The organism is Arsenicibacter sp. R0_47, from assembly GCF_057652235.1.
On sequence record NZ_JBYFCJ010000001.1, the window covers coordinates 67310 to 93060 of the forward strand.

Here is a 25751-nt window from a genome sequence, read left to right on the forward strand (position 1 = left end):
TAGCCACATCAGGACACAAAGAGTAAAAGCTGTGTTTTCTCATGTGCCTATGTGGTAAATGTTAACGCGTTGACTTACCGCCGGTTATCGTCGCCGCTGAGCATGCCCAGGTAACTCCAGTACCGGCTTTCTGCAATCTCACCTTCTCCGACCGCGTCTTTCACGGCGCAGCCCGGCTCATTGACATGCAGGCAGTTATTGAAGCGACACTGGTTGAGCAGCTCCCGCATTTCCGGAAAATAATGGCTGATCTCCTCTTTCTGCATATCGGACAGCCCAAGCTCCTTGATGCCCGGCGTGTCGATGATGTACGTATCCGGCCCAAGCTCAAACATTTCGGCAAACGTTGTTGTGTGCACCCCTTTGTTGGCAAAGGTCGATACCTCGCTTGTGCGCAGGTTGAGGTCCGGCGAAATGGCGTTAACCAGCGTTGATTTGCCGACACCCGAATGCCCCGACAGGAGCGTCACCTTGTTGTCGAGCAGGGCCTTGAATTCATCAACCCCCGTGCCTTCGAGGGCGGCGGTGATCAGGCAGTTGTAGCCAATCTTTTCGTAGAGGTCAATGATCTCCTGCTGGTACGCCAGCCCGTCGTCGTTCAGAATATCGGCTTTGTTAAAAACAATCGTGGTCGGAATCCGGAAGGCTTCGGCGGTTACCAGAAAACGGTCAATGAAGCCCAGCGATGTGCGGGGCATGGTCAGCGTGGCCAGTAAAACCGCCTGATCGACGTTAGCCGCCAGAATGTGACCGTGAGCCGTTTTATGCACCGATTGCCGGATAATGTAATTCTCCCGCGGTTCAATGTCGATAATGATTGCCGTGTTCTCGATTTTATCTTCGACCTCAAACTGCACCCGGTCGCCGACCGCAATCGGGTTGGTGACTTTGAGGCCTTTTATTTTAAACTTCCCTTTCAGCCGGGCGCGGTAAATATGGCCGTCGTTATCTCTGACGTCGTACCATGAACCCGTTGATCGTATCACTAAGCCTTGATGTGCCAAGTAGTAATGAGTTAAATTGATTGAATGCTCCCGCCTGGTCGTTTACCGGCGGGCAGGCAATAGCTGGTTAACGATATGCATAACCTTAGCGGTTGCGCCAATGTTCCGTACCACATAGCTGCGGCTGGTCGCCGAGGCTGTTTGCCGGGCACTGTCGTCGCGGTACAACCGTCCGAAAGCAGCTGCCAGCTCCTGCGTATTGTTGACTGAAACCGCCCCGCCTTCGGCAATTAAGTCGATGGCTTCCTGAAATTTACGATAATTCGGGCCAAAGAACAACGGCATGCTGAATGTGGCCGCTTCGAGAATATTATGCAGCCCCTTGCCGAATGCGCCGCCGATGTAGGCATACTGTCCGTACTGGTAGAGCGACGACAGCATCCCGATATTATCAATGATCAGCACCTCAGCCGCAGCCAGCTGACCGGTATCGCCGGCCGTTACCTGCGAATAGCGGACCGATGTTTTCCGGAGTTGTTGCCGCCACTTTTCGATCTCGTCGTCGTGAATTTCGTGGGGCGCAATAATAACCTTCAGTGGTTCTGTAAATCCATTCAGAAACGGAATCAGCACATCCATGTCCTGTTGCCAGGCACTGCCAACCACCAGCACCGGCATGGGAGTGGCAGCTACGTTGAGCCGGAATGCAGCGGCCACGGGAATTTCCTTTTTCTGGTCGGCTACCTGTTTAACACGGTCGAAGCGGGTGTCGCCGGCGAGGGTTGTCCGGGTAAAGCCGATGCTGCCGAGCAGCCGGACCGAAACCTCATTTTGTACCAGAATGTGGTCGAAATGGCTCAGCAGTGAGCGATAAAAGCCGCCATAAGGTTTGAAGAATAATTGCCCCGGCCGGAAAATGGCCGAGAACGAGATGACCGGTACCTGCGCCGCTTTCAGCTCATGCAGGTAATTGGCCCAGAACTCGTATTTGATAAAAAAAACGATGGAAGGCTTGGCAAGCTGCACAAACTGGCGGGCATTGGCAGGGGTATCCGACGGCAGGTAAGCGATAAAATCGGCACCGGCGTAGTTCTTCCGTACTTCGTAGCCTGACGGCGAAAAAAACGTCAGCAGGATATTATAAGCCGGATATTGCTGACGGAACGCCTCAATAACAGGACGGCCCTGCTCAAATTCCCCGAGCGAAGCCGCATGGAACCAGGCAACAGGAGCGGTATTACCGGCCATGGCCCCGGCCAGTCGCTCAGACCAGTTGCGCCGCCCGTCGACCCATAGTTTTGCTTTAGGGTTCAGCGGGGCAATTACCTGCAAAAGCCCCTGATACAGATAGATAGATGTATGATAAAGTGCCGAAAACAAGCCGGAAGTCGTTTAGTGAAAACTGAGCCGCAAAGGTAGGCATCCGGCAAGAAACCTGAACTTTTCGGTTATAAATTCGGGTTAAATAGCCAAAGAATGTAGTCAGACAACATGAATTGGAATAAACTAACCAGCGAATCTCAGCTTGATGCGATTAAGGAAGAATCGGCCACACAACCGGTGATGATCTTTAAACACAGTACCCGTTGTTCGATCAGTTCGATGGCGCTGAGCCGGATGGAGCGTAACTGGAGTGATGCGGCCGGTATTAAGCCGTATTACCTGGATTTGATTGCCGACCGGTCTGTGTCAAATCAGGTGGCCGACGTATTCGGCGTACAGCACGAGTCGCCGCAGGTTTTGCTGATTCACAACGGCGCATGCGTCTACGATGCGTCCCACATGGGCATTTCGTTCGACAGCGTTAAACAGGCTGTTTAAATTAATGAATAATGGAAAATGGATAATGTACAATGAATGATGCGGTCACGCCTTCCATTGTACATTATCCATTTTCCATGTCTATGCGTTTCCGGTTGTTTTGTCGGGCTCGTCGGCACTTGACGGGGCAAGGCCGCCTTCAGCCGTAGACTTGTTCCAGGCTCCGTCCGGCGGTGTTACATCAGCACCCGGTGCGCTTTCCGGCTGGTAGGCTACCATCGGGTTTGCCGGATCGATCGTCGCGTTTTCGGCATCGATCGGCGGTTGTCCCCACGACGCGCGTTTCGCTTCTTCAATATCTGCTTCTGTGGTCGCATCGTCATTTTCGGCGGCCAGACTTTTGGCTTCTACATAATCGCCCGGCACATCGGTATCGTTACTGTCTGCCCGTTTTGAGGGTAGTTCGTTTTCCAGTTGCCGGTCGCTCAGCTGCGACAGTTCAGGCGCTAAACCCATCGGGCTGTGCATGGCCTGTGACGCATATGAATCTGTTGATTCTTTCCGTTGATTACTTGAGACGCTCATAACGTTGTTTAGTTAAAAAGGTGTAAGATTATTGTTAATACGCCGGTTTATGCTCCGTTGACGTGCCGGTACGGGCGATGTCATCGGCCTCCTTGTTGTTATCGGCATACGGATTTTCCGGTTTCTCATGTTCCTTCGCTTCTTTTTCGGCTTCCGGCGTTTCTACGTCCTCCGCAGAGGCATAGTCGTCCGGACCGTGCGTAGTCACGTCGACGGATGCAGTTTTGCTGGCGTTCGGATCATCAGCGGCAATGCTGTGCTGCGCTTCTTCGGTGACCTCTACGGCGCTGTTGGCATCGTCGGTATCGTTGAACCGGAGCAGCCCGTTTTTACTGTCCATATCGGTGCTGGCAATGCCGCGGCTGTTGCGGCCATCCTGACCGCCGCGTACCTGCACACTGTCCAGCCCGTTGGCCGAATTCTCCAGTTCTTCCTGATGTTTATTATCCTGTACGCGTGAGTCGATGTCGGAGCCGTCTGTGCCGTAAGGACCCTCGCTCCGGCCGTTTATCTGAGCCCCTTTTTTATCGGGACCATTTTTTTCATCTGTGTTCATAGCGTTGAGTATACCCGTGATCAGACACGGTGTACAGGTAATTAACTTATTTCTATCTGAAAAGTTTTTATATGAAAAAGCTAACTCAAGTATCAATTAGTGTATACATAACACATCCGGAACGCCCAATAAGATTTGGAATGCGGTAGTTAACCTATCGCCTTTTGTCCGTATTTTTGATACCTTAGATTCATCACATCGCGCTGCTTATGCGACTCAATGTAGTCTTTCTTTTCTGTTTGTTATGGCTGCTGGCATTTACCGGTCAGGCGCAACTGGTGATTGAGGTGGTAAAAAGTCCACCCCTGTTGCCACTGACGTCGGGGCTGTATATTGCCGGTGATTTTAACAACTGGAACCCGGGCGACCCGGCATATAAACTGAAAAAAGGCGCCAACGGATCCTACTCGATTACGCTCCCGGATACGCTGAAACACTTTGAATATAAACTGACGCAGGGAAGCTGGATGACGGTGGAAGGCGGCCCTGAAGGCAAACAACGACCGAACCGGGTATATAACCGCCCTTTTGAACCTGACCCGAACCATATTCAGATTACGGTTGAGTCCTGGGAGTTTAAGCCGGCTTACCGCTTTGTCATCACGCAGGTTCCGGACAATACACCACACGATGCAAAAATTTATATTACAGGTAATTTCAACAAATGGAATCCGGGCGATGAGTCGCTGCTGCTGAAACGCCAGTTCGACGGGACCTACCGGGTGTCGGTTTATACCGATCTGGAAAAGCTGGAGTTCAAGTTTACGCGGGGTAACTGGGACTCGGTCGAAGGGCGCGAAAATGGTAAGGCCCGCGCCAACCGTGTGATCCTGCGCGGCGATAATATCAACAATGAGTCGATTGAACTACAGATTCAAAGCTGGGAGGATCTGTCGGGGACGTTTAACTTTTACTCGGTATATGACCTGCTGCTGCTGTTTTCGGCCTTTCAGGGCATTTTGCTGATCATTGCCATCCCGACGATTCAGAACTATAATCAGGCGGCTAACCGGTGGCTGGTGATTCTGCTGGGCTTGTCGTCATTCGCTATTTTCATCCGGATTTTTGCCAATTACCGGGACGTGGCGCAGTCGTACACCAAGCTGGTGCTGCTGTCTGACGTGATTCTGTTTACCTACGGGCCGCTGTTTTACATTTACATCAACAAACTGCTGTACCGGTCGGGCCGGAAAGTACGGAACTGGTCGTACCGGTTTATTCCGGCAGGAGTGCAGGTGCTGATTTACCTGCCGTTTGCGTTCATGAACAGCAAGCAGTTCCAGATTGATATTGTCAATCAGGATGTGTTTGTGATGAGTCTGTTTTTGGGCGGCGGCTTTGCGGCACTTCTGTTTAATGCCGGTTACTGGCTGCTGTGCCGCCGCACGATCCGCCATTATCAGCAGGAATACGAAACGAGCCACTCCTTCGAGCATAATATCCAGTACCTCTATACGGTACTGACCATCCAGGCCATCTGTCTGGTGCTGTGGGCGACCCTGTTCCTCTTTATTGCGGGCAGTAAGCTTTTAGGGTACGATCCGACAACGGTGGCGGCCCGGCATGTCGATGCAATCTGGCTGGTGTTCTCGACGATCATTTATTTCCTGGGCTATTTTGCCATCCATCAGCCGGAAATTTTCAAGGTGCCGGCGTCGATACAACCGGTCGGGTTATTTGATAATACGCCCGCTATTCCGTTGCTGACACCCGGCAAACCGGTGCCTGTAGAAGAAGACATGCCGCCGATGATCCTCAACGAGGTGCATGAAGTGGTTGTACCGGCCGTGATCGAAACGCCGACCCATAAGGCCGAACCGCTGCCCGACGGCGAATTGCAGGTTCTGAAAGAGCAGGTAGAATCGTATTTGCTCCGTAATAAGCTCTACACAAACCCCAACCTGACGATCAACGAACTGGCCTCGAAGCTAAAGATGCAGCCGTATCTGCTTTCGAAGGTGATTAACGAAGGGTTTGACAAGAACTTTTTCGATTTTATCAACCACTATCGGGTCGAGGAGCTGAAGCACCGGCTTGATGATCCGCGCTTCAAAAACTATACGTTGCTGAGTCTGGCGTTTGAGGTCGGCTTTAACTCAAAAACGGCGTTTAACCGGGCATTTAAAAAAATTACCCGGCAAACGCCCAGTGAGTATATGAATGCGATCCGTGAGGTGGCTTAGCTTCGTAACGGCTGCCCGTCCGGAATGCCGTTGGCAGGCCCCTCGCCGGTAAACTGAATCCGGGTCTGAGGCAGGCTTTGCGGGTAGGTATCACGCAGAAATTCAATGATTTTTTCGCGGATATGACACCGCAGGTCAAAGGCCGACGGCGAGTCCTGGGCAGAGACCAGGATACGAACCTGAATGCAGGTTTGCAGCGTGTCGGTTACCTGCACGGCAAATACCTGCTTATCCCACAGCGGGTCGGCTTCGACAATTTCCTGTGTCTTCTCCCGCAGCTTGTCAACAGGAACGCTGTAATCCAGATACAGCATGACCGTACCGATAATCGACGAGTCGTTGCGGGTCCAGTTCTGGAACGGGGTTTCGACAAAATACGTAATTGGCAGAATAAGCCGCCGCCGGTCCCAGACCCGCACAACCACGTTGGTCAGATTAATTTCCTCGACGCGGCCCCATTCGTTTTCGACCAGCACGGCGTCGCTGATCCGGATTTGCTGCGTCAGGGCAATCTGAATGCCGGCCAGCAGGTTAGCCAGCGTTTTCTGGGCCGCAAAACCGATCAGTACCGAGAAGATACCTGCCGATGTCAGTACACTGAGACCGAGTTTACGACTGCCCTGAAACGTGATCAGGATAAGCGAAATCCCGACAATGACGACGATCAGCGAGATGAGCCGCCGGAGAAAATGGAGTTGTGTAACAAACTTCCGCTGCGAAATATTGATGTCCTGGGCCGGATCGTAATGCCGGATAATTAACAGCTCGCCGACTTTCAGGAGCCGCAGAATCATCCAGATAGACGAGGCGATGAACAATACTTCCGAGAACTTATCGACCAGCGGATGCTGCCGCAGAAAACGGCCGGACTGAATATTGGCGGCGACCAGAAAAAATAAGGTCGGGACAAACACGTAAAAGGCTTCCCGCACATAGGTCCGGAGCAGCGTCAGCAGGGCGACCGGCCGCCGTCGCAGCACAAACGTGATGATCTGGGAAACAATGAAGCAGAACAGCACGCCGGCAATGGTTGTGGTAGCCATCAGGAGCCAGCCATTCCGGGTCGCCATCCGCCAGGTAAGATCCCAGTCAATGTTTTTGAGGTAGTGTTGTATTTTTTCCATGTGGTATGCTTCGTGGAGCAAAATAACAAAGCCACGTGTATTACCTAAACGTGATCAGGGTTTGTATGTTTTGCGGGTAATGATTTGTTGATGTTGCTCCCGCCTGATGCGGCCGGCCTGGCCGTGAAGATAATCAGGACAAAACAGACAGCGGGAACTTTTGCCCGGTATTTGCTGCTGCTACCTCAGGATGCACGGAAAAACAGCACGTTACCGCCGTTGCTATTAGAAACACAAGCCGTTATGTCAGCCCTGTTTGATCACTACATGAAGCTTCATTGCCCCGCCTTATCGGATGAGGACATCCGGCAGATTACGCAGGTGGCTACTATCCGGACCATCCGGAAAAAAGAGTTGCTGTTGCAGCCAGGGGAGATGTGTCGCTACAAAATGTTTGTGCTCAGCGGGTTGCTGCGCACCTATCGTGTCAGTCCCGATGGTGTTGAACATACGCTCCAGTTTTCGCCGGAACAGAACTGGCTGACCGACGGAGAGAGTTACACCAATCAGGTTCCTTCGGTACATTACATTGATGCGCTGGAAGAAACGCAGCTGCTGCTGTGGAGCCGGGATAGTTTTAACGCGCTGTTTCAGCACATCCCGGCCCTGAAAGCGTTTTCGGAACAGCTGATTGCCAATAATCTGTTTATCAGCCGCAACCGCCTGTATAAAACGATCAGTGCAACGCCGGCCATGAAGTACGAAGAGTTTATTGAAACCCATCCCGGCATTCTGTTGCGGGTGCCGCTGCGGATGGTAGCGTCTTATCTGGGCGTTTCGCTCAAAACCCTGACCCGTATCCGGCACGCTCAATTGCCACAAGACATAAAATAGGGTCAAATGTCCTCTTTTTGCCCACGCCTGTTCCGCAATTTTGTCTGACAGAGAGCAGGGACTGCCGGGTGTTCCGGTACGCAATGCTCCGAAAAAACAGGTAAATTATATGCGCGTATTCGTAACAGGGGCCAGTGGCTTTATCGGCTCCGCCATTGTACAGGAATTACTACAGGCCGGGCATCAGGTGACCGGTCTTGCCCGCTCAGAAGCGTCGGCGGCAGCACTGGTCAGCGCCGGTGCCGATGTGCTGGAAGGTAACCTCGAAGACCCCGACAGCCTGAAAAAGGGTGCTGCCGCTGCCGACGGCGTAATTCATGCGGCGTTTATTCACGATTTCAGCCGGTATCTGGCAGCTGCCGAAACGGACAGGAAAGCAATTGAGGCGATAGGTTCAGTATTACAGGGAACGGACCGTCCGCTGGTAGTAACCGCCGGCATTCTGGGCGTGCGGACCGATGGTCAACTGATCACGGAACAGGATCCGGCTCCCGGCTTTCCGCGCGCTTCGGAGGCCGCGGCCATGGCACTGGCAGAGGCTGGTGTAAGGGCGTCGGTCATCCGGCTGCCACCGTCTGTGCATGACCGGGGCGATTATGGGTTTGTGCCGTTTATCATCGGTATGGCCAGAAAGCACGGTGTGTCGGCCTATGTCGGCGAGGGCATAAACCGCTGGCCGGCGGTGCACCGGCTGGATGCCGCGCGGGTGTTCCGGCTCGCACTGGAAAAAGGCGAGAAGGGAAGCCGTTATAATGCGATCGGCGACGAAGGAATACCGTTTCGTGAGATTGCCGGTGTTATCGGTGAACACCTGAATTTGCCGGTTACCTCGATTCCGGCGGAGGATGCTGAGGCTCATTTTGAGTGGATGAGCCGGTTTATCATGTTTGATAGTCCGGCATCGGCTACCGGAACAAAAGAATCGCTGAACTGGTCACCCCGGCACCCTGGTTTGCTCGACGACCTGAACATGGGGCATTATTTCGGCCATTAACAGAAAAGCTCTCCCACAAGCGACCCGCTTTCTGGGAGAGCTTTTCTGTTAATACCTCGTTTGCTCACTCACTCGCCAGGGCCGGTTTGCTTCCCTGCCAGCTGACCGGCTCGTTGGACAGCAGCCACGTGCGGCCCTTGTCGTTGTTGCCTTGGTAAAACAGCCGCGTGTGCTTGTTGCGGTCTTCAAAAATATGCGGGTGGCCCGACTCGCTGCTGTTCCAGGTGCCTGGTGCCCCGTTTTTCAGAAACGGTTCGTTTTGCATCCGTTCCCAGTGCAGTCCGTCGCGGCTGTGGGCGATGCCGATCTGCTGCGGCCAGTTGTTGTAGGCACCGGCATAGAACATGACCAGTTCGCCGTTCCGCTCAATGACCGAGGCTCCTTCGATGCATTCGCCTTCCCACGGCAGTTCCGGTTTCAGGATCGGCCCGTCGGTAGAAAGCTGTTTCCACTCCTCGCGGTTAAACGACGTTTTCAGCGGCGCAACGGCTACGCCCAGAATCTGTTTTTTATACTCCGGATCGCGCGTGGCAAAATAGAGAAAATACTGACCTTTAAATGGATAGACTTCTGCATCAATGGCACGGCCACAGTTCCAGGCACCGGTCGGCCGGAAAATCGGGTTGGTTTCGTTGCGGGTAAAATGAATGCCGTCTGCCGACCAGGCATGGCAGATCGCGTCTTTAGGGCCGCCGCCGTAGGTCTGGTAAAATAACTGCACCTTGCCGTCTTTTACCAGTGCACCCGGCGCACAGATCCCCGCTTTTTCATAATCGGCCACCGGCGGAATTTCGGCAATTTTCCGCCAGTCGGTCAGGTTTTTGCTTTCCGCGACACCAATGCCCCAGCCATGTTTCGTGCCGATGGAATCCGTGTAGCCTGGTATCGAGAAATACATCAGGTAACGGCCTTTGAACCGGACCACATGCGGGTCTTTGGCATACGGGCGGCCCAGCCTCGACCGGTCGCCATACATCATTTTCGGGGTGTCGTATCGGGTACTGGGTTGTGGGCGCAGCCAGGCGGTGCTGCCGGTCAGGAGCAGAAACAGAAATAAACCGGCGAAGGAGTTTTTCATCGCGTCAGGGACTTAACGGGGTTGTAATAACACCAGTAAAAGTGCCCAGACTGCCGGAAACTACCCGTTTGTTGATAGTATACCCAGTTCCGACCTTCCAGGAAGTTCAAAACCGCCAGGCGGCCCTGTTCCTGGAAGGTTTACGCCAATTACCAGTTTACGCCAGCAGCGGTTTCACCACCGTGCCGTGCACATCGGTCAGGCGGTAGCGGCGGCCCTGAAACTTAAAGGTCATCTGCTCATGGTCGAGGCCCATCAGGTGCATCACCGTCGCCTGAAAATCGTGGACGTGTACCGGATCGCGGGCGATGTTGTAGCCGAATTCGTCGGTTTCGCCGTAAACGAGGCCTTTTTTGACGCCCGCACCCGCCATCCAGATCGTGTAGCAGCGCGGATGATGGTCGCGGCCGTAATTGTCGCGGGTTAGTTTGCCCTGCGAATAGTTGGTCCGGCCGAACTCGCCGCCCCAGATGACCAGCGTTTCGTCGAGTAGTCCACGCTGTTTCAGGTCCATAATCAGCGCTGCCGACGCCTGGTCAACACTCTTCGTCTGAATCTGAATATCATTGGGCAGGTTGCCGTGCTGATCCCAACCCTGATGGTATAACTGGACAAACTTCACGTCTTTTTCGATCAGCTTCCGGGCTAGCAGGCAGTTGGCGGCAAACGTGCCCGGTTTCCGGCTTTCGGGGCCGTACATGTCGAAAATATAGGCGGGTTCTTTAGAAATATCGAGTGTTTCAGGCACGGATGCCTGCATGCGGTAGGCCATCTCATACTGCGCCATCCGGTTGTTGATCTCCGGATCGAGGACGTGCTTTGCCTGCTCCTGATGCAGCTTCGTCAGGTAGTCGAGCATGCGGCGGCGGCTGGTCCGGTCAACGCCCGGCGGGTTGTTGAGGTAAAACACCGGATCGGGTCCCGACCGGAAAACTACCCCCTGATGCACCGACGGCAGGAAGCCGTTGCTCCAGAGCTTGGCATAAAGCGGCTGGTCACCATCGCGGCCTTTGGACAGCAGCACCACAAAGGACGGCAGGTTCTGGTTGTCTGACCCGAGTCCGTAGCTGATCCACGACCCGAAGCTCGGCCGGCCGCCCTGCTGCGAGCCCGTCTGGATAAACGTAACGGCAGGGTCATGGTTAATGGCTTCGGTGTGCATGGTCCGGATAAATGTCAGGTCATTGGCCACCGTCGATGTATACGGCAGCAGTTCACTGATCCACATGCGGCCGGGGCCATGCTGCGCAAATTTGAATTTTGACGCTGCCAGCGGAAAACGGCTCTGGCCCGCCGACATACCGGTCAGCCGCTGGCCTTTGCGTACCGATTCGGGCAGGTCCTGTCCCCACATTTTTTCGAGACGCGGCTTGTAGTCGAACAACTCCAGCTGCGAGGGGGCACCGCTCTGAAACAGGTAGATAACCCGTTTTACCTTCGGCGGGAAGTGGGGCTTGCCTAACGCGGGGCCTTCGGATGCCGACGCGGAAACCGGATTCAGCAGCGACGCGAGCGCCAGTGTACCGATGCCCGCACTCGTCTGGCCGAGGAACGTCCGGCGGCTCATCATGTCGTGTAATTGATCCTGAATGTCAGACATGATCTTATCGTTTAATGATTGCTTCGTCGAAATTCATAACAGTGCTGGCGACAATGGTCAGCGCAGCCAGGTCCGCTGGTGGAAGCTGGCGGTCAACCGGATGGCGGCCAACGGTCAGCAAGTCTGAGGTCCGCTTTGGATTAGCGCGGAAATCGCGCAGTTCTTCGGCGTAAAGTTGCTGCATCAGCGTGACCTCCGCCGGACGGGCGGGACGGCTGATGATGGCTTTGAACAGGTACGAGACCGCCGCGTCTGAAGGCTGACCGCCCGTTGCCGGATACGTTTTCAGCGTCTGCTGGGCCAGGGCACGGGCGGCTTCCACAAACTGCGGGTCGTTCAGCGTTACGAGCGCTTGTAACGGCGTGGACGTTTTCTGCCGGCGGACGGTGCAGGTATGCCGCTCGGCCGCGTCGAAGTTGAGCATCATCGGTGGCGGTGACGACCGTTTCCAGATCGTATATAAAGACCGCCGGTATAGACTGTCGCCCTGACTTTCAATGTATTTAACGGCGTTCCGTGTAGCCAGTGCTTCCCAGATACCCGCCGGCTGGTAGGGCCGGACGCTGGGTCCGCCAACGTGCCGGCTGAGCAGCCCGCCCGCGACCAGCGCATTATCCCGGACCTGTTCGGCCGACATCCGGTAGCTTGCCCCGCGCGTCAGGAACGTATTGTCGTAATCTTTTTCCCGAATGGTTTCCGGTACCGATGAAGACTGGCGATAGGTGGCCGACATCACGATTTTCTTATGCAGCGCTTTCACGTTCCAGCCGCTTTCGCGGAAGCTGACGGCCAGGTAATCCAGCAGTTCCAGGTGCGACGGCAGGTTGCCCTGATTGCCGAAATCATCACTGGTTTTCACCAGACCCTGACCGAAATACTGTTGCCAGATGCGGTTAACAATCACACGGCTGAACAGGGGATTTTCTTTGTCGAGGAGCCATTGGGCCAGCCCGAGGCGGTTTTTCGGGGCATCGCCGGAAAATTTAAGCAGCTGTTCGGGCGTGTTGGGCTGGACCTCATCGCCGGGCGCGTCGTAGGCCCCGCGCTTCAGAATAAACGTCTGCCGCGGAAACTTGCGCTCCGTCATGGTCATCACCTGATCCGCATTGGTAAAAATCATCATCGACTCGCCGCGCAGCTTCATTGCGTCGTCATAGACCTTCTTGTATCCGGCATCAACGGTCGAAACGTAAAAATTGTACAGGCCGGCGCGTTGTTCGGCCGTCCGGTCGTCGGCCGGTGTCCGCAGCGCTTCCAGCAGCGCATCCGGCTGTCCGGCGAGGCGCGGCATTTCAATCGGGCTCAGGGCGCGGTCAAATAGTTTGAGCTCATCGACAGCCACGTCCTTCAGGTAATAGTCGTGCATACGGCCGACGTAGAACGAGTGTTGTGCCCAGTGCGTTTTATTCTTGCCGTAAATGATGCTGTGGTGCAGGTTATCGGTGATTACCTGTGTTTCCATCGGCTTTCCGTTCAGATACAGCTTAACACCCCGTGTATGGCCGAAGCCATCATACGTCATCGCAATCTGGAACCACTGATTGACAGGTACTTTTTCAACGCTTTCAATATCGAGGGCGTTATTTGGCCAGACATGGCTCAGCATGACCTTAACGCGGCCGTCTTTCAGGAGATCAACCTCATAGCCGCGCTGCCCGTCCATCGGTCCGGCGGTCCGGCCCATAAGCGTGCCTTCCAGCCCCGGCTTCGACAGATTGAACCAGGCACTGAGTGTAAACGGCTGATTTTGTTCAAAAACGGCAAACTCATACGGTAACTGAATCTGGCTGTCGCCGAACAGATACCGGGCTTTGCCGAAGCGCCCCGGCACCGATTTCGGAAACCGCTCCATATCACCGCTCATCCGCGCCGGAATGGTATCGTTGACCGTATTTTTAAACGCATTACGCGGGTCTTTTTCCAGTTCGGCCCACGATTTACGTTTAGGCTTTTCCGGTTCTTTCGGCGGTTCCGGCTTCAGTTTACCGGCGGCCCGCAGCGCTTCTTCCTGTTTCTTTTTCTCCTGTTCCTGCTTTTTCCGGATCTCCTCCTGCTTTGCAAATTCCTTGAAGTTGACACGGTCAGCCTCATCGAAGGTGTAATGCGCAATCAGACCGAGTTTGTCGGTCGGGGCTGGTTTCTGTTCGGCTTTGGCCAGCCACTGCCCGAACCGCTGCTGGTATTCGGGGCGGTTGGTGTTGAGCTGCTGTTCAACCGGCTGCAGTTGCTTCTGAATGTATTTTACCTTCGCTTCCGCATCTTTCGACAGGAGGGTGATGGTCGGCGCGGCTTCCCCGTTATACGGAATCTGGCCACGGTCATTGTTGCTGTTGAAGAAGGCATACAGCGAATAATAATCCTTCTGGCTGATCGGGTCATACTTGTGGTCGTGACAGCGGGCGCATTCAACGGTCAGGCCCAGAAACGCCTTGCCGAAAGTGTTGGTCCGGTCGGCCACGTATTCCACCCGGTATTCTTCATCCACAATACCACCTTCCTGACTTTGCTGGTGGTTCCGGTTGAAGGCCGTGGCAATCAGCATGTCGCGGGTCGGGCGCGGGTGTTCGGGGGTCGGCAACATATCGCCTGCCAGCTGCCAGGTCACAAATTTGTCGTACGACAGATTCTGGTTAAAGGCCCGGATGACCCAGTCGCGGTACGGCCAGGAGGTCCGTAATCCGTCATCCTGATAGCCGTGGGTGTCGGCATAGCGGGCCACATCGAGCCAGTCACTGGCTTGTCGTTCGCCGAAGTGCGGGCTGGCCAGCAGCCGGTCAACAGCCTTTTCGTAGGCGTCCGCTGATTTGTCGGCCAGGAAGGTCTCAACATCCGCGGCGGTCGGGGGCAGGCCGGTCAGGTCGAGACTGACCCGCCGGAGCAAGGTCGCCCGATCCGCTTCGGGGGCTGGTTTCAGGCCTTTTTCTTCGTGTTTCTGCGCCACAAACCGGTCGATGTCATTGCGGACCCACGCCTTGTTTTTAACGACGGGTATGTCCGCCATGGCCGGAGCGACCAGCGACCAGTGGGGCTTGTATTCGGCACCCTGCTCAATCCAGCGCACGAGCAGGGCTTTTTCTTCCGTGCTCAGCGACAGGTGCGATTCCGGCGTCGGCATCATCATCTCCGGATCGGTACTCATGATGCGGTGGTAAAGCTCACTGCCGTCAACATCGCCGGGAACGATGGCGCGGTTGCCGCTTTCCAGTTTGTCGTAGGCATTATCGGCAATGTCGAGCCGCAGACCAGCCTTCTGTTTGTTCTTATCCGGGCCGTGGCAGGCAAAGCACCGGTCCGACAAAATCGGCTTGATATGCAGGTTGTAATCGACGGTTTTGGGCAGCGTATTATCCAGCGCGAGTAGTTCGGCGGGCTTTTCAGTGTGCCGGTTACAGGCCGTAAACCAGACCGCTGAGGCCAGCAGACCGGCCGCAGAGAAAAGGCTTAGATAACGGACTCGTATGTCGGACCAGTAATGCATACGATGGGTTGTTGAGTTACAAGGTGACTATAACAAAAATACATCGATCTAACCATAAAGTGTTAGTAAAAGGCAATTTTGTGCAGGAATTAGTCAAGTTCGGATGATATACCGGAACAGGTGGCTCCGTTCCGGAAATTAAGTACAGGTTCGTGCTTTAAGATAACGTATATTTCCGGCATTTCCGGTTGTTTGCATACCCTATGCCCCGTATCATTGACCTTTCGAAGCCCATTCAGTTTAATGCACAGGACCCGTGGTTTATGCGGGTGAAGATTAAACACAAGGCACACCGCAGCGCGCGCTGGCTGATCCGTTTTCTGGGCCTGCCGTTCCGGTTATTTCCGCCGGGCTTTTCGGGTTGGGCCGACGATACAATCAAACACATGGGCGTACATGCCACTACGCACATCGACGCGCCCTGGCATTACTTTCCGACGGTAGCCGGGCAGCCCGCCAAAACCATTGATCAGGTGCCGCTGGAATGGTGCTACGGCGATGGCCTGAAGCTCGATATGACCCACAAGGCCGATTTTGACCCCATTACGGTCGATGACCTGAAAGCTGAGCTGGCCCGCACAAAAGCGGTGCTGACGCCGGGTATGATTGTGCTGATTCAGACCGGCCGCGACCGGTTCAACGGTACGAAAACATTTGCCGAGGTGGGTACAGGTATGAGTAAAGAAGCCACCGAATGGCTGATCGATCAGGGTATTAAGGTCATGGGCATTGATCAGTGGGGGTGGGACTTGCCGCTGCGCTACATGATTGAACAGGCAAAAAAGACCAATAATCCGGAGTTGTTCTGGGAAGGACATCTGGTCGGGCGCGAAAAGGAATACTGCCACATCGAACAACTGGTGAACCTGGGTGCATTACCGGTCTCGGGTTTCAAAGTCTGTGTATTTCCGTTGAAAATCGTTGGTGCGTCGGCGGCCCCCGCCCGCGTTGTGGTCATTCTGGAGGATTGATGCCATAGCACTCCTTCCACAAAAAACACGATTAAAGTCACAGGGAAGCGCTAAATAACGGAACATTATTCGGTTTTTGCTATATTCGGCAGTTAACAAACTACTGCATGAAAACACGATACCCGACCCGCTTTACTGCATTCCTGACGAGTTGCTTTTTCCTGTTTACCCTTTCCGTTTCTGCCCAGACCATTGCGACCTTCACGGCCGGCATGGATAAAAAAGATGGCTTTATGCCGTTTTACTGGGACGCTAAAAAAGGAAAGGTTTACCTCGAAATCGGCCAGTTCGATACGGAATTCCTGTATTTCCCGTCGCTGGCACAGGGCGTTGGCTCCAATGATATCGGCCTGGACCGTGGCCGGCTGGGCGATGAACATGTCGTTAAGTTCCAGCGTACCGGCCCGAAAGTCCTGCTGACCGAAGGCAATTCGCGCTACCGGGCCATCACCAGTGACCCGCTCGAACGCCGCGCCGTGGAAGAGTCATTTGCCAAATCGGTTCACTGGGGCTTCGATGTGGTCGCCGAAGAGGGCGGCCGTGTCCTGGTCGATCTGACGCCGTTCCTGATGCAGGACGCGGTCGGCGTTACTCAGGCCATTACCCAGACCCGTCAGGGCAGTTTCCGGATGGACCAAAGCCGGAGTGTGATGTACCTGCCGAACACCAGAAATTTCCCGCAGAACACCGAATTTGAGGTTACCACGACCTTTACCGGCGACAATCCGGGGCAGTACCTGCGCTCGGTCGTGCCGACGGCAACGATGGTGACCGTCAACCAGCACCACTCATTTGTGCAGCTGCCGGATAACAAATATGAAGTACGGGAATTCGATCCGCGCATCGGTTATGGCGGCATTGAGTATTTCGACTATGCAACGCCGGTTGGCCAGCCGATCATGAAACGCTACATTTCGCGCCACCGGCTGGAGAAAAAAGACCCGAAAGCCGCCATCAGCGATCCGGTAAAACCGATTGTTTATTACCTCGACCCGGGCACGCCGGAGCCGATCCGGACGGCGCTGCTCGAAGGAACGGCGTGGTGGAATCAGGCATTTGAGGCTGCCGGTTACCGGAATGCGTTCCAGGTGAAACTGTTGCCGGCCGATGCCGACCCGATGGATATACGGTACAACCTCGTCCAGTGGGTGCACCGCTCAACGAGGGGCTGGTCATACGGGGCCAGTGTGATTGATCCCCGTACCGGCGAAATCCTGAAAGGCAAGGTAACGCTGGGTTCGCTGCGGGTGCGGCAGGATTACCTCATTGCACAGGGGCTTGTGGGTAAATTCGAAGGCGAAACGCCGCCGGCCGACTTCAACGACAATTCCGAGATGATGAAAATGTCGCTGAACCGCTTGCGTCAGCTGGCTGCCCATGAGGTTGGTCACACGCTCGGTTTGCCGCATAACTACGTTGCCAGTACACAGTCGCGGGCATCAGTAATGGATTACCCGCACATGGTCGCTAAGCTCAAAGGCGCAACCGTTGACCTGTCGGATGCCTATGCGCTTGGCATCGGCGACTATGATAAATGGAGCATTATCTACGGCTATCAGGATTTTCCAGACGGTGCCGACGAGAAAAAAGAACTGGCAAAGGTGGTTGAGCAGATGCACGCCAAAGGCCTGACGTTTCTGACGGATCAGGATGCGCGGCCGGAAGGCAGTGTGCACCCGAAAACGCACCTGTGGGACAACGGTGCCGATGCGACCGACGAACTGAAACGCGTGTCGGAGCTCCGTAAGGTGGTGCTGAGCAACTTCAACGAAAAGAAGATTCCGGTTGGTACCCCGCTTGCGACGCTCGAAGAGGTGTTTGTGCCGATGTATATGTTTCACCGTTTCCAGACCGAAGCCACAGCGAAGGTGCTGGGCGGCATGAACTACACCAATGCGCTGCGGGGCGATGGCCAGCCGGTGCTGTCATTTGTGTCGGCCGACGATCAGACAAAGGCGCTGAATGCCCTGCTGTCAACCTTGACACCGCAGTTTCTGGCGGTTCCGGATGCGGTGTTGAAGCAGATTCCGCCACGGGCGTTCCGGTATAATCCAAATCAGCGCGAAGTATTCAAGCGGCATACGGGTCTTTCGTTTGACCCGCTGGGTCCGCCGGAAGCCGCTGCGGGGATGACCATCCGCCTGATGCTGAACCCGGACCGGGCAGCCCGCCTGGCGCGTCAGCCGGCCTTTGATGCAAAACTGCCGGGCCTGGATAAGGTGATCAGTGCGCTGGTGACGGCAACGTTCGGCGATGCAAAGACCTTTGCCGCCCAGAAGCAGGACAAGACGTATGCAGGTGATATCCGTCGGATGGTGCAGCAGAAAGTGGTTGAACACCTGATTCAGCTGGCGGTCAATAAGGAAAATGATGTACCGGCCCGTGCCGCCGCCCACGAAGCGTTAATGCAGATTAAACTGACGTATCCGCAGAGCTTCATGGGCTGGATTATCCGCCAGTACGAAGAAAATCCGGACAGCGTACCGCTCACACCCACCCTGACCCCACCGGACGGTCAGCCGATTGATCCGGGGCAGGAGTGGCTTGAACCGGATTGCGAATGGGTGAAATGATCATTTTTTAATCATTATTTAAGTGGAATTTACCGGGTTTTTAACCAGTTCGTGAATCTGGTACCCTAATTTTGGGAAGACCATTCATATGTATTACATAAAAAGGAGTTGGTTAAAGCAACCAACTCCTTTTTGTTTTATAAACCCTGTTCGCATGAAATACTTTCTATTCACCTGGTTAACCATAAACAGTACTGTTGGTGTTGCTCAGACATTGTCCACTAGTAGCTCAACCTCCAGTGTGGTACCATCCGGAGACAAGTCAGAGCTGAAGTACAACCTGAATCAGTCGGGGTCGCATTTTTTTAAGGTTACGTTCCTCAACCAAGCCTGGTTGCGACTGAATCAGAGTAATCCGGGAACGACGGTTGTTAGTATGCCCAAAGACAATACGTTCGATATAGGGCTGCGCCGGACGCGTATCCAGCTGTTCGGGCAGCTGAACGACAGAGTATTTATGTACTTCCAGTTCGGCATGAACAACTTTAACTACCAGAATGGTTCTCCGGCGTTCAATACGGCAGGAACCCCATCAAACCGGAAAATTCAGGCGTTTTTCCACGATGCAGTAGGGGAGTACCTGGTCTTTAAACATAAGGATTACCTGAAAATCGGGGCTGGTCTGACGGTGGTTAACGGTCTGTCGCGGTTTAGTCAGCCGAGCGTGACGACGATTATGACCATGGATGTGCCGGTGTTTGCGCAGGCTACCGTCGATCAGACCGATGAGTTCTCGCGGAAACTGAGCCTCTACGCCCGTGGTCAGGTTGGCCGCGTCGACTACCGGTTTGCCATCAGCGATCCCTTTCCGATTCAGACCAACGGGGCCGCACCACCGGCCTTGTCGCCGTATTCAACCTTCGCCTTGAAAGGACACACAAAGCAGTTTCAGGGCCTGCTGCTCTATCAGTTTTTCGACAAGGAAAGCCATCAGACTCCGGGATACATGACTGGTACTTATCTGGGGAAAAAGAAGGTTTTTAACCTCGAAGGCGGGTTTATCACCCAGAAAAACGCGATGTGGCACCGTGAAGGGACTACTGATACTACCTACACAAACCTCAACCTGTGGTCGCTGGCAACGTTTCTGGATATGCCCCTCGACAAGGCGAAAGGCACCGCTATCAGCGCCTATGCCGGTTATTTTAACATGAACTACGGCCCGAACTATCTGCGCTACAACGGCATCATGAATCCGGCGACCGGCTCGTCGGTGGCGCTGCCGGGTGTTTCCGGTATTCAGGGCAATGCCTTTCCGATGTTCGGTACCGGCAAGGTGGTCTATGCGCAGGTGGGTTATCTGCTGCGGCAGGACCTGTTCGGGACGGGCAACGGTACGCTGATGCCTTATGCCCAGGCTCAGCTAGGTTCCTATGAACGGCTTACCAAAACGTCCGGCGTCTGGAACCTCGGCGTGAACTACCTCATCCGCGGCCACAACAGCAAACTATCCCTCGATTACCAGAACCGGCCGGTCTACCAGGCCGAAGGTACCAAACTTGCGCCCACCGGCCGCCGTGGCCAGCTGGTGCTGCAATATCAGGTGTTTATCTGATTGAGTAGTCGTTTACAGATTTGGCAAGGTGTTTCCCGGAAATAACCATCCCGTCAGAAGTTGCTGATTCTGACGGGATGGTTCAGGTTTATCGTGTCAGGTAGTCTCTTACCCCATAGCTTGCCACTACACCCTCTCCAGTGGCGGCAGCCACCTGTGCAATCGCGCCGAACCGTACATCGCCTGCGGCAAAGATGCCGTCAACATTGGTTTTGTTGAGCCCTTTTGTTAAAATATGCTTGCTTTGCGAGAGGTTCAGAAGGCTTTCGTAAGGCTTGGTGTTTGGTTGCAATCCAACGAAAATAAAGACTCCGTTTGCGGTCAGAGTAGTGATACTTCCCGTCTGATTATTTTTTATCGTGGCTGACCGGAATCCCCCTTTTTCATCGGCATTAAATGACAGTACTGCATGATTGAGGTGTACATCAATATTCGCAAACGCAGCTAATTTTTCGATGTAGGTCTCGGTAGCCGAGAAGCGTTCGCTACGGTGAACAATACTCACTTTTTTACAGAAGCCTGCCAGAAACATCCCTTCTTCCAAAGCACTGTTACCACCGCCTATTACAATAACTTCTTTATCTCTATAAAATGCGCCATCGCAGGTAGCACAAAAATGTACACCTGATCCAATTAGCTCATTTTCGCCTTCGACGCCCAGTGTCCGGTATGTACTGCCTGTAGCGATCACGACCGATTTTCCCTTATAGGTGTTAGCCTCAGTGTAGATTTTGAAGAAGTTATCCGCTTTTTCAATCGATGTGACATCCTCACCTGTTTCAATTTTCGTCCCTAGAATAATAGCTTGCTCAGCCATTTTATCCATAAGTTCCGGGCCTGATATTTCTTTGAAACCTGGATAGTTCTCTATCTTTTTGGTGATAAAAGCATTGCCTCCCAGGTTCCTTTTTTCCAGAATAAGGGTATCAAATTTATCTCTCTGGGCGTAAATAGCCGTGGTTAACCCGGCGGCTCCTCCGCCAATAATCACTACATCATAAATCCGCTGATCACTTACTTTGTCTAATGACAGTGCTTCCGTTAGGGTAGCATTAGATGGATTCGTGTAAGCTACATCATTGATGAGAATGGTTGGAATAACGCGTTTGCCGTTATTAATAGTCATCACTAAATCAGCAGCTTGCGGTGTAGTATCTACGTCAACAAATTGAAAATTAATTTGGTTGTCCTGCAGGAATCGTTTTGCCCGTCGGCAGTCCGGACACCAATCGGCCCCGAAAACGACAACTTTTCCCTGTTTGTTTACGCCTGTTATTTTTGCGAGCTCATGGTTTTGGGGGTTTGTAAAAGGCCGGTCATCAATAATGAGGGTAGGTATAATTCTCTTTCCATTATTGATTTCTTCTACAAGTGCTGATGCTTCCGGGCTTACATCTACGTTGATGTACTCAAAATCCAGTTTGTTTTGTTCTAAAAACTCCTTGGTACGCCGGCAGTCCGGGCACCAGGCTGCCCCATACATTACTATTTTAGCTTGAAACATATTGGTTATCGGTGGTTAATCTCTAAGAAAGTCCATTTGGACAAAACATAAGGACACAGGATCCCTGAACAGGCTGATAAGTATATTGCCGGGCGGGGAGTGCAGGGGATAAGCAGTCATTAATGCACTATGTGTCAAATGAACATAAAAATCCCAATTAAGACTAAGGATGCTAATACTAGTCACTTTTAATATATCGTACTGGAAAACAGAACGACAATCCCTATATGGTATAAAGAGGGGGCAAGAACAGATCTTTCCCGGAAGACCAAAACAAACCAATGGAGCGGAATGCCTGCAGGTTGACGTTATTTCGATGGTGTTATACCTTTTTTATTGCCTGAACTCTTCTCATTTTTACACCCTGAATCATTAAAAACACTGTTTTGGCGCGTCCTGAAATTGTTGTGATTATCCCCGCCTTCAACGAAGAGCGGTCGATTGGTAAGGTAGTGCGCGAAATTCCGGCCGCGTGGGTGCAGGAAGTGATCGTCGTTAACAACAATTCCCGCGATCAGACGGCGACGGTAGCAGCAAGTGCAGGAGCAACCGTGCTGGACGAACCGGTACAGGGCTATGGCCGCGCCTGCCTGCGGGGGATTGCCTACGCTCAGAATCGTGAACCAAAACCGGATATTGTCGTTTTTCTGGATGCCGACTATTCCGATTACCCGGAAGAACTGCCGCGGGTGATTGACCCGATTCTGACCGGCCAGGCCGATATGGTCATCGGGTCGCGGAAGCTGGGCAACCGGCAGCGCGGGTCCATGACACCCCAGCAGGTGTTTGGCAACTGGCTGGCAACGACCTTGCTGCGATGGATCTACAACGTGCATTATACTGACCTCGGGCCATTCCGGGCGATCCGGTTCAGCAGCCTGATAGCTCTGGGCATGCAGGACCAGAATTACGGCTGGACGGTAGAAATGCAGGTGAAAGCCGCTAAAAAAGGCCTGAAAACCACCGAGGTACCGGTCAGCTACCGGGTGCGTATCGGGGTATCCAAGGTTTCCGGAACGGTAAAGGGAACCGTTATGGCCGGGTATAAAATTCTGACAACGATTTTCAAATACTGGTAGGCTGCCGGTAGGCGAGTGTAGACCAGACCCATGGGAGTTATTATACTGATACTGTACGGAGTAGCTCTGCTGCTGCTCTTTGTTTACAACCTCGGGCAGCTGAGTCTGATTACGATTTACCTGCGGTCGAAGCAGAAGCGCAGGGCCAATATCCGTGCTGCCGATACCATTCCGTGGGAGCAGCTGCCACCCGTTACGGTGCAGTTGCCGGTGTATAACGAACTGTACGTGGCCGAACGGCTGATTGATTCGGTCGTAAAACTCCGCTATCCGGCCGAAAAGCTGGAGATTCAGGTTCTCGACGATTCAACCGACGATACCGTTGACATCATTGCCCGTAAGGTAGCCTATTACCGGCAGCAAGGCATACCGGTTACGCACGTGCGGCGGCCGGAGCGGAAAGGCTTCAAAGCCGGTGCCCTGGCCTATGGCTTACAGGAAGCCCGCGGCGATTTTATCGCCATCTTTGACGCCGACTTTGTGCCTGACCCAGATTTTCTGCTCAAAACCATCCCGAACTTCAGCGACCCGAACGTCGGCATTGTGCAGACGCGCTGGGAACACCTCAACGAAGATTATTCGCTGATGACGCAGTTGCAGGCTTTTGGCCTGAATGCCCATTTTACCATCGAACAAAGCGGCCGGTACGCCGGCGGGTACTTTGCCAACTTCAACGGCACCGGCGGGGTCTGGCGGCGGGCGGCCATCGACGATGCAGGTGGCTGGCAAAGCGATACGCTGACCGAAGACCTCGACCTGAGCTACCGGGCACAGCTGCGCGGCTGGACATTCAGTTACCGGGAAGACATCGGCTCGCCGGCCGAACTGCCCGTGGCCATGAACGCCATCAAATCGCAGCAGTACCGCTGGATGAAAGGAGCCGCCGAATGCGCACGCAAGAATTTCGGCAAGGTGCTGTTTGCGCGCCATACCTCGCTGGCAGTCAAGATGCATGCCTTTCTGCACCTGTTCAGCAGTGCCACTTTTATTCTGGTACTGGTACTGGGCGTCCTGAGTGTGCCGCTGCTGTACATCCGCGCCAACCATCCGGACTGGGAAGTTGTCTTTTATGTCATCAATTTTTTTCAGTTTAATCTCTTCATTCTGATTACATTCTACGGCCTGCCTTATTTTGTGCTGTCGCGCAAAAACAAGGTATTGGTCTTCTGGTATTTTCCAATGTACTCATCGCTGATGATGGGCCTGTCGCTCCATAATACCATTGCGGTAGTGGAGGGGTATATCGGCCGGAAAACGCCCTTTGTCCGCACGCCTAAATTCAACGTTAACAAGACCGGCGAGCGCTGGAACGGCAATAAATACCTAGGTAAAGGCCTGTCATGGCTGACGTTTGCGGAAGGGTTACTGGCCGTTTACTTTGTCTGGGGCATGTCGTCGGCGTTTTTACTCAACGACTTCCGGATGATTTTTCTGCACCTGATGCTGGCGGTGGGCTTTGGCATGGTCTTTTTTTATTCGCTGAGCCACGCAATGGCTGTCCGGCGGCGTAAATTTGCCTGAAGCATGCCCGGTGGTATGCAATCGGCACCAACCCGTCATCATCCAATTGTACTGTGATTAACCCATTGCATGACCATCACTCCGTTCCGTGCGGGCTGGCTAATTCTGTCCGCCTGTTTATATGCGCTGGTAGGCTATACGACGCCCCGTGAGCAGTTTCCGATGCTGGCTGGCTTTGTTCTGTTTCTTTTCTGGGGGTATATGCTCCGGATCCGTACGCTGGCCGGTGACCCCCGGCCCGACCGGTTTCTGTTCTTAGCGGCCATTTTGTTCCGTGTATTACTGCTGCTGGCCCCGCCGCAGCTTTCCGAAGATTACTTCCGGTTTATCTGGGACGGACGGCTCGTTGCGGGGGGCTTTAACCCGTACCTGTACCTGCCCAATACAATTGTCAACGCCGTTCCGGGGCTCGATGATCTGCTGCTGCAACTGCTGAATTCACCCGGCTATTACACCGTTTATCCGCCGTTTAACCAGTTTCTGTTCGGGCTGGCCGCTGTGCTGTCGCCCGATGATATAGCCGGTACGGTGGTTTGGCTGCGTATACCGATACTGCTGGCCGATATCGGCAGTATCTGGCTGATGGTGAAGTTACTGAAGCAGCTGGGCAAAAGTCCGGATCTGGCCCTGCTCTACGGGCTGAATCCGCTGGTGATTCTGGAGATTACGGGCAACCTCCATTACGAAGGAGTCGTCGTTTTTTTTGTGCTGCTGGCCGCCTGGCTCATTGTGCGTAACCGGATTGTGTTGGCGGGTGGGGCTATGGGGCTGGCCATTGCCACCAAGCTCCTGCCGCTGATGTTGCTGCCATTGGCCCTTCGCTGGCTGGGCTGGCGCAGCGGGGTACTGTTCTGCGTGATCAGTCTGGCGGTGGCCGGAGGTCTGTTTTTCCCGTTTTTCTCGCAGGAACTGGTGCAGAATATGTTCAGCAGCCTCAATCTGTATGTGCAGAAGTTCGAATTCAACGCCAGTGTCTACTACTTGTTCCGCTGGCTGGGTTTCCGCTTACTGGGCTATAATGCCGTAGCCCTGATCGGGCCGATGCTGTCGGTTGTAACGCTGGCGGGCGTACTGTGGCTGTCGTGGCGCGGCAGGGAGGACGCAGCACTGGCTTTGCCGATGCGTCTGCTGCTGATTCTGACACTTTATTTTGCTTTGGCGACCACCGTGCACCCGTGGTATCTGACGACGCTGGTTGCGGCGGCGGTTTTTGTCCCGGTACGCTATCCGCTATTGTGGTCAGGGCTGGTGATGCTGTCGTATGCCGCCTATCAGGGCATGCCTTACCACGAAAACCTCTGGTTTACGGCCTTTTCGTACAGTGCCGTCTTAGTGTTTGCGGTGCGGGAGTGGCAACAACAAAAAGGTCCCGTAGCTATGTAACTACGGGACCTCTGTACTCTGCATGTGC

The 25751-nt window shown here is 53.9% G+C and carries 19 protein-coding genes; 10 read left to right on the plus strand and 9 right to left on the minus strand.

Annotated features, from left to right (window positions below; genetic code table 11):
* Positions 1–74 precede the first annotated feature (74 nt).
* Positions 75–1004 (minus strand): ribosome small subunit-dependent GTPase A, encoded by a 930-nt coding sequence (gene rsgA, locus AC23NW_RS00275; protein ID WP_487446940.1) that lies wholly within the window; start codon positions 1002–1004, stop codon positions 75–77.
* Positions 1005–1046: 42 nt separating this feature from the next.
* Positions 1047–2324, minus strand: coding sequence for a 3-deoxy-D-manno-octulosonic acid transferase (locus AC23NW_RS00280; RefSeq protein WP_487446941.1), 1278 nt, complete (start codon positions 2322–2324; stop codon positions 1047–1049).
* Between the two features lie 111 nt (positions 2325–2435).
* On the opposite strand from AC23NW_RS00280, the gene ytxJ reads away from it, so the two are divergent.
* Complete coding sequence (gene ytxJ, locus AC23NW_RS00285) at positions 2436–2765, plus strand: bacillithiol system redox-active protein YtxJ (protein ID WP_487446942.1); 330 nt, start codon at positions 2436–2438, stop codon at positions 2763–2765.
* Positions 2766–2846: 81 nt separating this feature from the next.
* Here ytxJ and AC23NW_RS00290 read toward each other — a convergent pair whose 3' ends face one another.
* Both AC23NW_RS00290 and AC23NW_RS00295 read right to left on the minus strand, forming a co-directional pair.
* Positions 2847–3290, minus strand: a complete 444-nt coding sequence (locus AC23NW_RS00290; protein ID WP_487446943.1) for a hypothetical protein — start codon at positions 3288–3290, stop codon at positions 2847–2849.
* A gap of 34 nt (positions 3291–3324) precedes the next feature.
* Positions 3325–3846, minus strand: a complete 522-nt coding sequence (locus tag AC23NW_RS00295; protein ID WP_487446945.1) for a hypothetical protein — start codon at positions 3844–3846, stop codon at positions 3325–3327.
* A 209-nt stretch (positions 3847–4055) separates the two neighbouring features.
* On the opposite strand from AC23NW_RS00295, the gene AC23NW_RS00300 reads away from it, so the two are divergent.
* The gene (locus AC23NW_RS00300) at positions 4056–6029 is read left to right on the plus strand and encodes a helix-turn-helix domain-containing protein (protein WP_293834315.1); all 1974 of its coding nucleotides are present in this window, start codon (positions 4056–4058) and stop codon (positions 6027–6029) included.
* Here the strand turns inward: AC23NW_RS00300 and AC23NW_RS00305 are convergent.
* Positions 6026–7153, minus strand: coding sequence for a mechanosensitive ion channel family protein (locus tag AC23NW_RS00305; RefSeq protein WP_310587053.1), 1128 nt, complete (start codon positions 7151–7153; stop codon positions 6026–6028). The genes AC23NW_RS00300 and AC23NW_RS00305 overlap by 4 nt on opposite strands.
* Positions 7154–7396: 243 nt before the next feature.
* On the opposite strand from AC23NW_RS00305, the gene AC23NW_RS00310 reads away from it, so the two are divergent.
* Together AC23NW_RS00310 and AC23NW_RS00315 are read left to right on the plus strand one after the other, a co-directional pair.
* Entirely contained in the window at positions 7397–7987 is a 591-nt protein-coding gene (locus AC23NW_RS00310) for a Crp/Fnr family transcriptional regulator (protein ID WP_487446947.1), read from the plus strand.
* A 109-nt stretch (positions 7988–8096) separates the two neighbouring features.
* Positions 8097–8981, plus strand: a complete 885-nt coding sequence (locus AC23NW_RS00315; protein ID WP_487446949.1) for an SDR family oxidoreductase — start codon at positions 8097–8099, stop codon at positions 8979–8981.
* A gap of 64 nt (positions 8982–9045) precedes the next feature.
* Here AC23NW_RS00315 and AC23NW_RS00320 read toward each other — a convergent pair whose 3' ends face one another.
* From AC23NW_RS00320 to AC23NW_RS00330, 3 genes are all read right to left on the minus strand, one after another.
* Positions 9046–10059 carry a family 43 glycosylhydrolase gene (locus AC23NW_RS00320; protein ID WP_487446951.1) on the minus strand — a complete coding sequence of 338 codons (1014 nt, stop codon included), beginning with the start codon at positions 10057–10059 and terminating at the stop codon, positions 9046–9048.
* A 157-nt stretch (positions 10060–10216) separates the two neighbouring features.
* Positions 10217–11659 carry a DUF1501 domain-containing protein gene (locus AC23NW_RS00325; RefSeq protein ID WP_487446953.1) on the minus strand — a complete coding sequence of 481 codons (1443 nt, stop codon included), beginning with the start codon at positions 11657–11659 and terminating at the stop codon, positions 10217–10219.
* A gap of 4 nt (positions 11660–11663) precedes the next feature.
* The gene (locus AC23NW_RS00330; protein WP_487446954.1) at positions 11664–15137 is read right to left on the minus strand and encodes a DUF1553 domain-containing protein; all 3474 of its coding nucleotides are present in this window, start codon (positions 15135–15137) and stop codon (positions 11664–11666) included.
* Positions 15138–15340: 203 nt separating this feature from the next.
* Between AC23NW_RS00330 and AC23NW_RS00335 the strand changes: the two genes are divergently transcribed.
* The 3 genes from AC23NW_RS00335 to AC23NW_RS00345 all read left to right on the plus strand — a co-directional run bounded on the left by AC23NW_RS00335 (position 15341) and on the right by AC23NW_RS00345 (position 20236).
* The gene (locus AC23NW_RS00335) at positions 15341–16108 is read left to right on the plus strand and encodes a cyclase family protein (protein WP_487446956.1); all 768 of its coding nucleotides are present in this window, start codon (positions 15341–15343) and stop codon (positions 16106–16108) included.
* Between the two features lie 107 nt (positions 16109–16215).
* On the plus strand, positions 16216–18681 hold the full coding sequence (locus AC23NW_RS00340) for a zinc-dependent metalloprotease (protein ID WP_487446957.1): 2466 nt from the start codon (positions 16216–16218) through the stop codon (positions 18679–18681).
* Positions 18682–18835: 154 nt separating this feature from the next.
* Positions 18836–20236, plus strand: coding sequence for a hypothetical protein (locus AC23NW_RS00345; protein ID WP_487446958.1), 1401 nt, complete (start codon positions 18836–18838; stop codon positions 20234–20236).
* 88 nt (positions 20237–20324) lie between these two features.
* Here AC23NW_RS00345 and AC23NW_RS00350 read toward each other — a convergent pair whose 3' ends face one another.
* Positions 20325–21740 carry an FAD-dependent oxidoreductase gene (locus AC23NW_RS00350; protein ID WP_487446959.1) on the minus strand — a complete coding sequence of 472 codons (1416 nt, stop codon included), beginning with the start codon at positions 21738–21740 and terminating at the stop codon, positions 20325–20327.
* Positions 21741–22126: 386 nt separating this feature from the next.
* Between AC23NW_RS00350 and AC23NW_RS00355 the strand changes: the two genes are divergently transcribed.
* The 3 genes from AC23NW_RS00355 (at position 22127) to AC23NW_RS00365 (ending at position 25723) form a co-directional block, all read left to right on the plus strand.
* Positions 22127–22819, plus strand: a complete 693-nt coding sequence (locus tag AC23NW_RS00355; RefSeq protein WP_487446960.1) for a glycosyltransferase family 2 protein — start codon at positions 22127–22129, stop codon at positions 22817–22819.
* Positions 22820–22849: 30 nt separating this feature from the next.
* Complete coding sequence (locus AC23NW_RS00360; RefSeq protein ID WP_487446962.1) at positions 22850–24340, plus strand: cellulose synthase family protein; 1491 nt, start codon at positions 22850–22852, stop codon at positions 24338–24340.
* 69 nt (positions 24341–24409) lie between these two features.
* A complete protein-coding gene (locus tag AC23NW_RS00365) occupies positions 24410–25723 on the plus strand; it encodes an MptA/MptB family glycosyltransferase (RefSeq protein ID WP_487446963.1) in 1314 nt (437 codons plus the stop codon).
* Positions 25724–25751 lie beyond the last annotated feature (28 nt).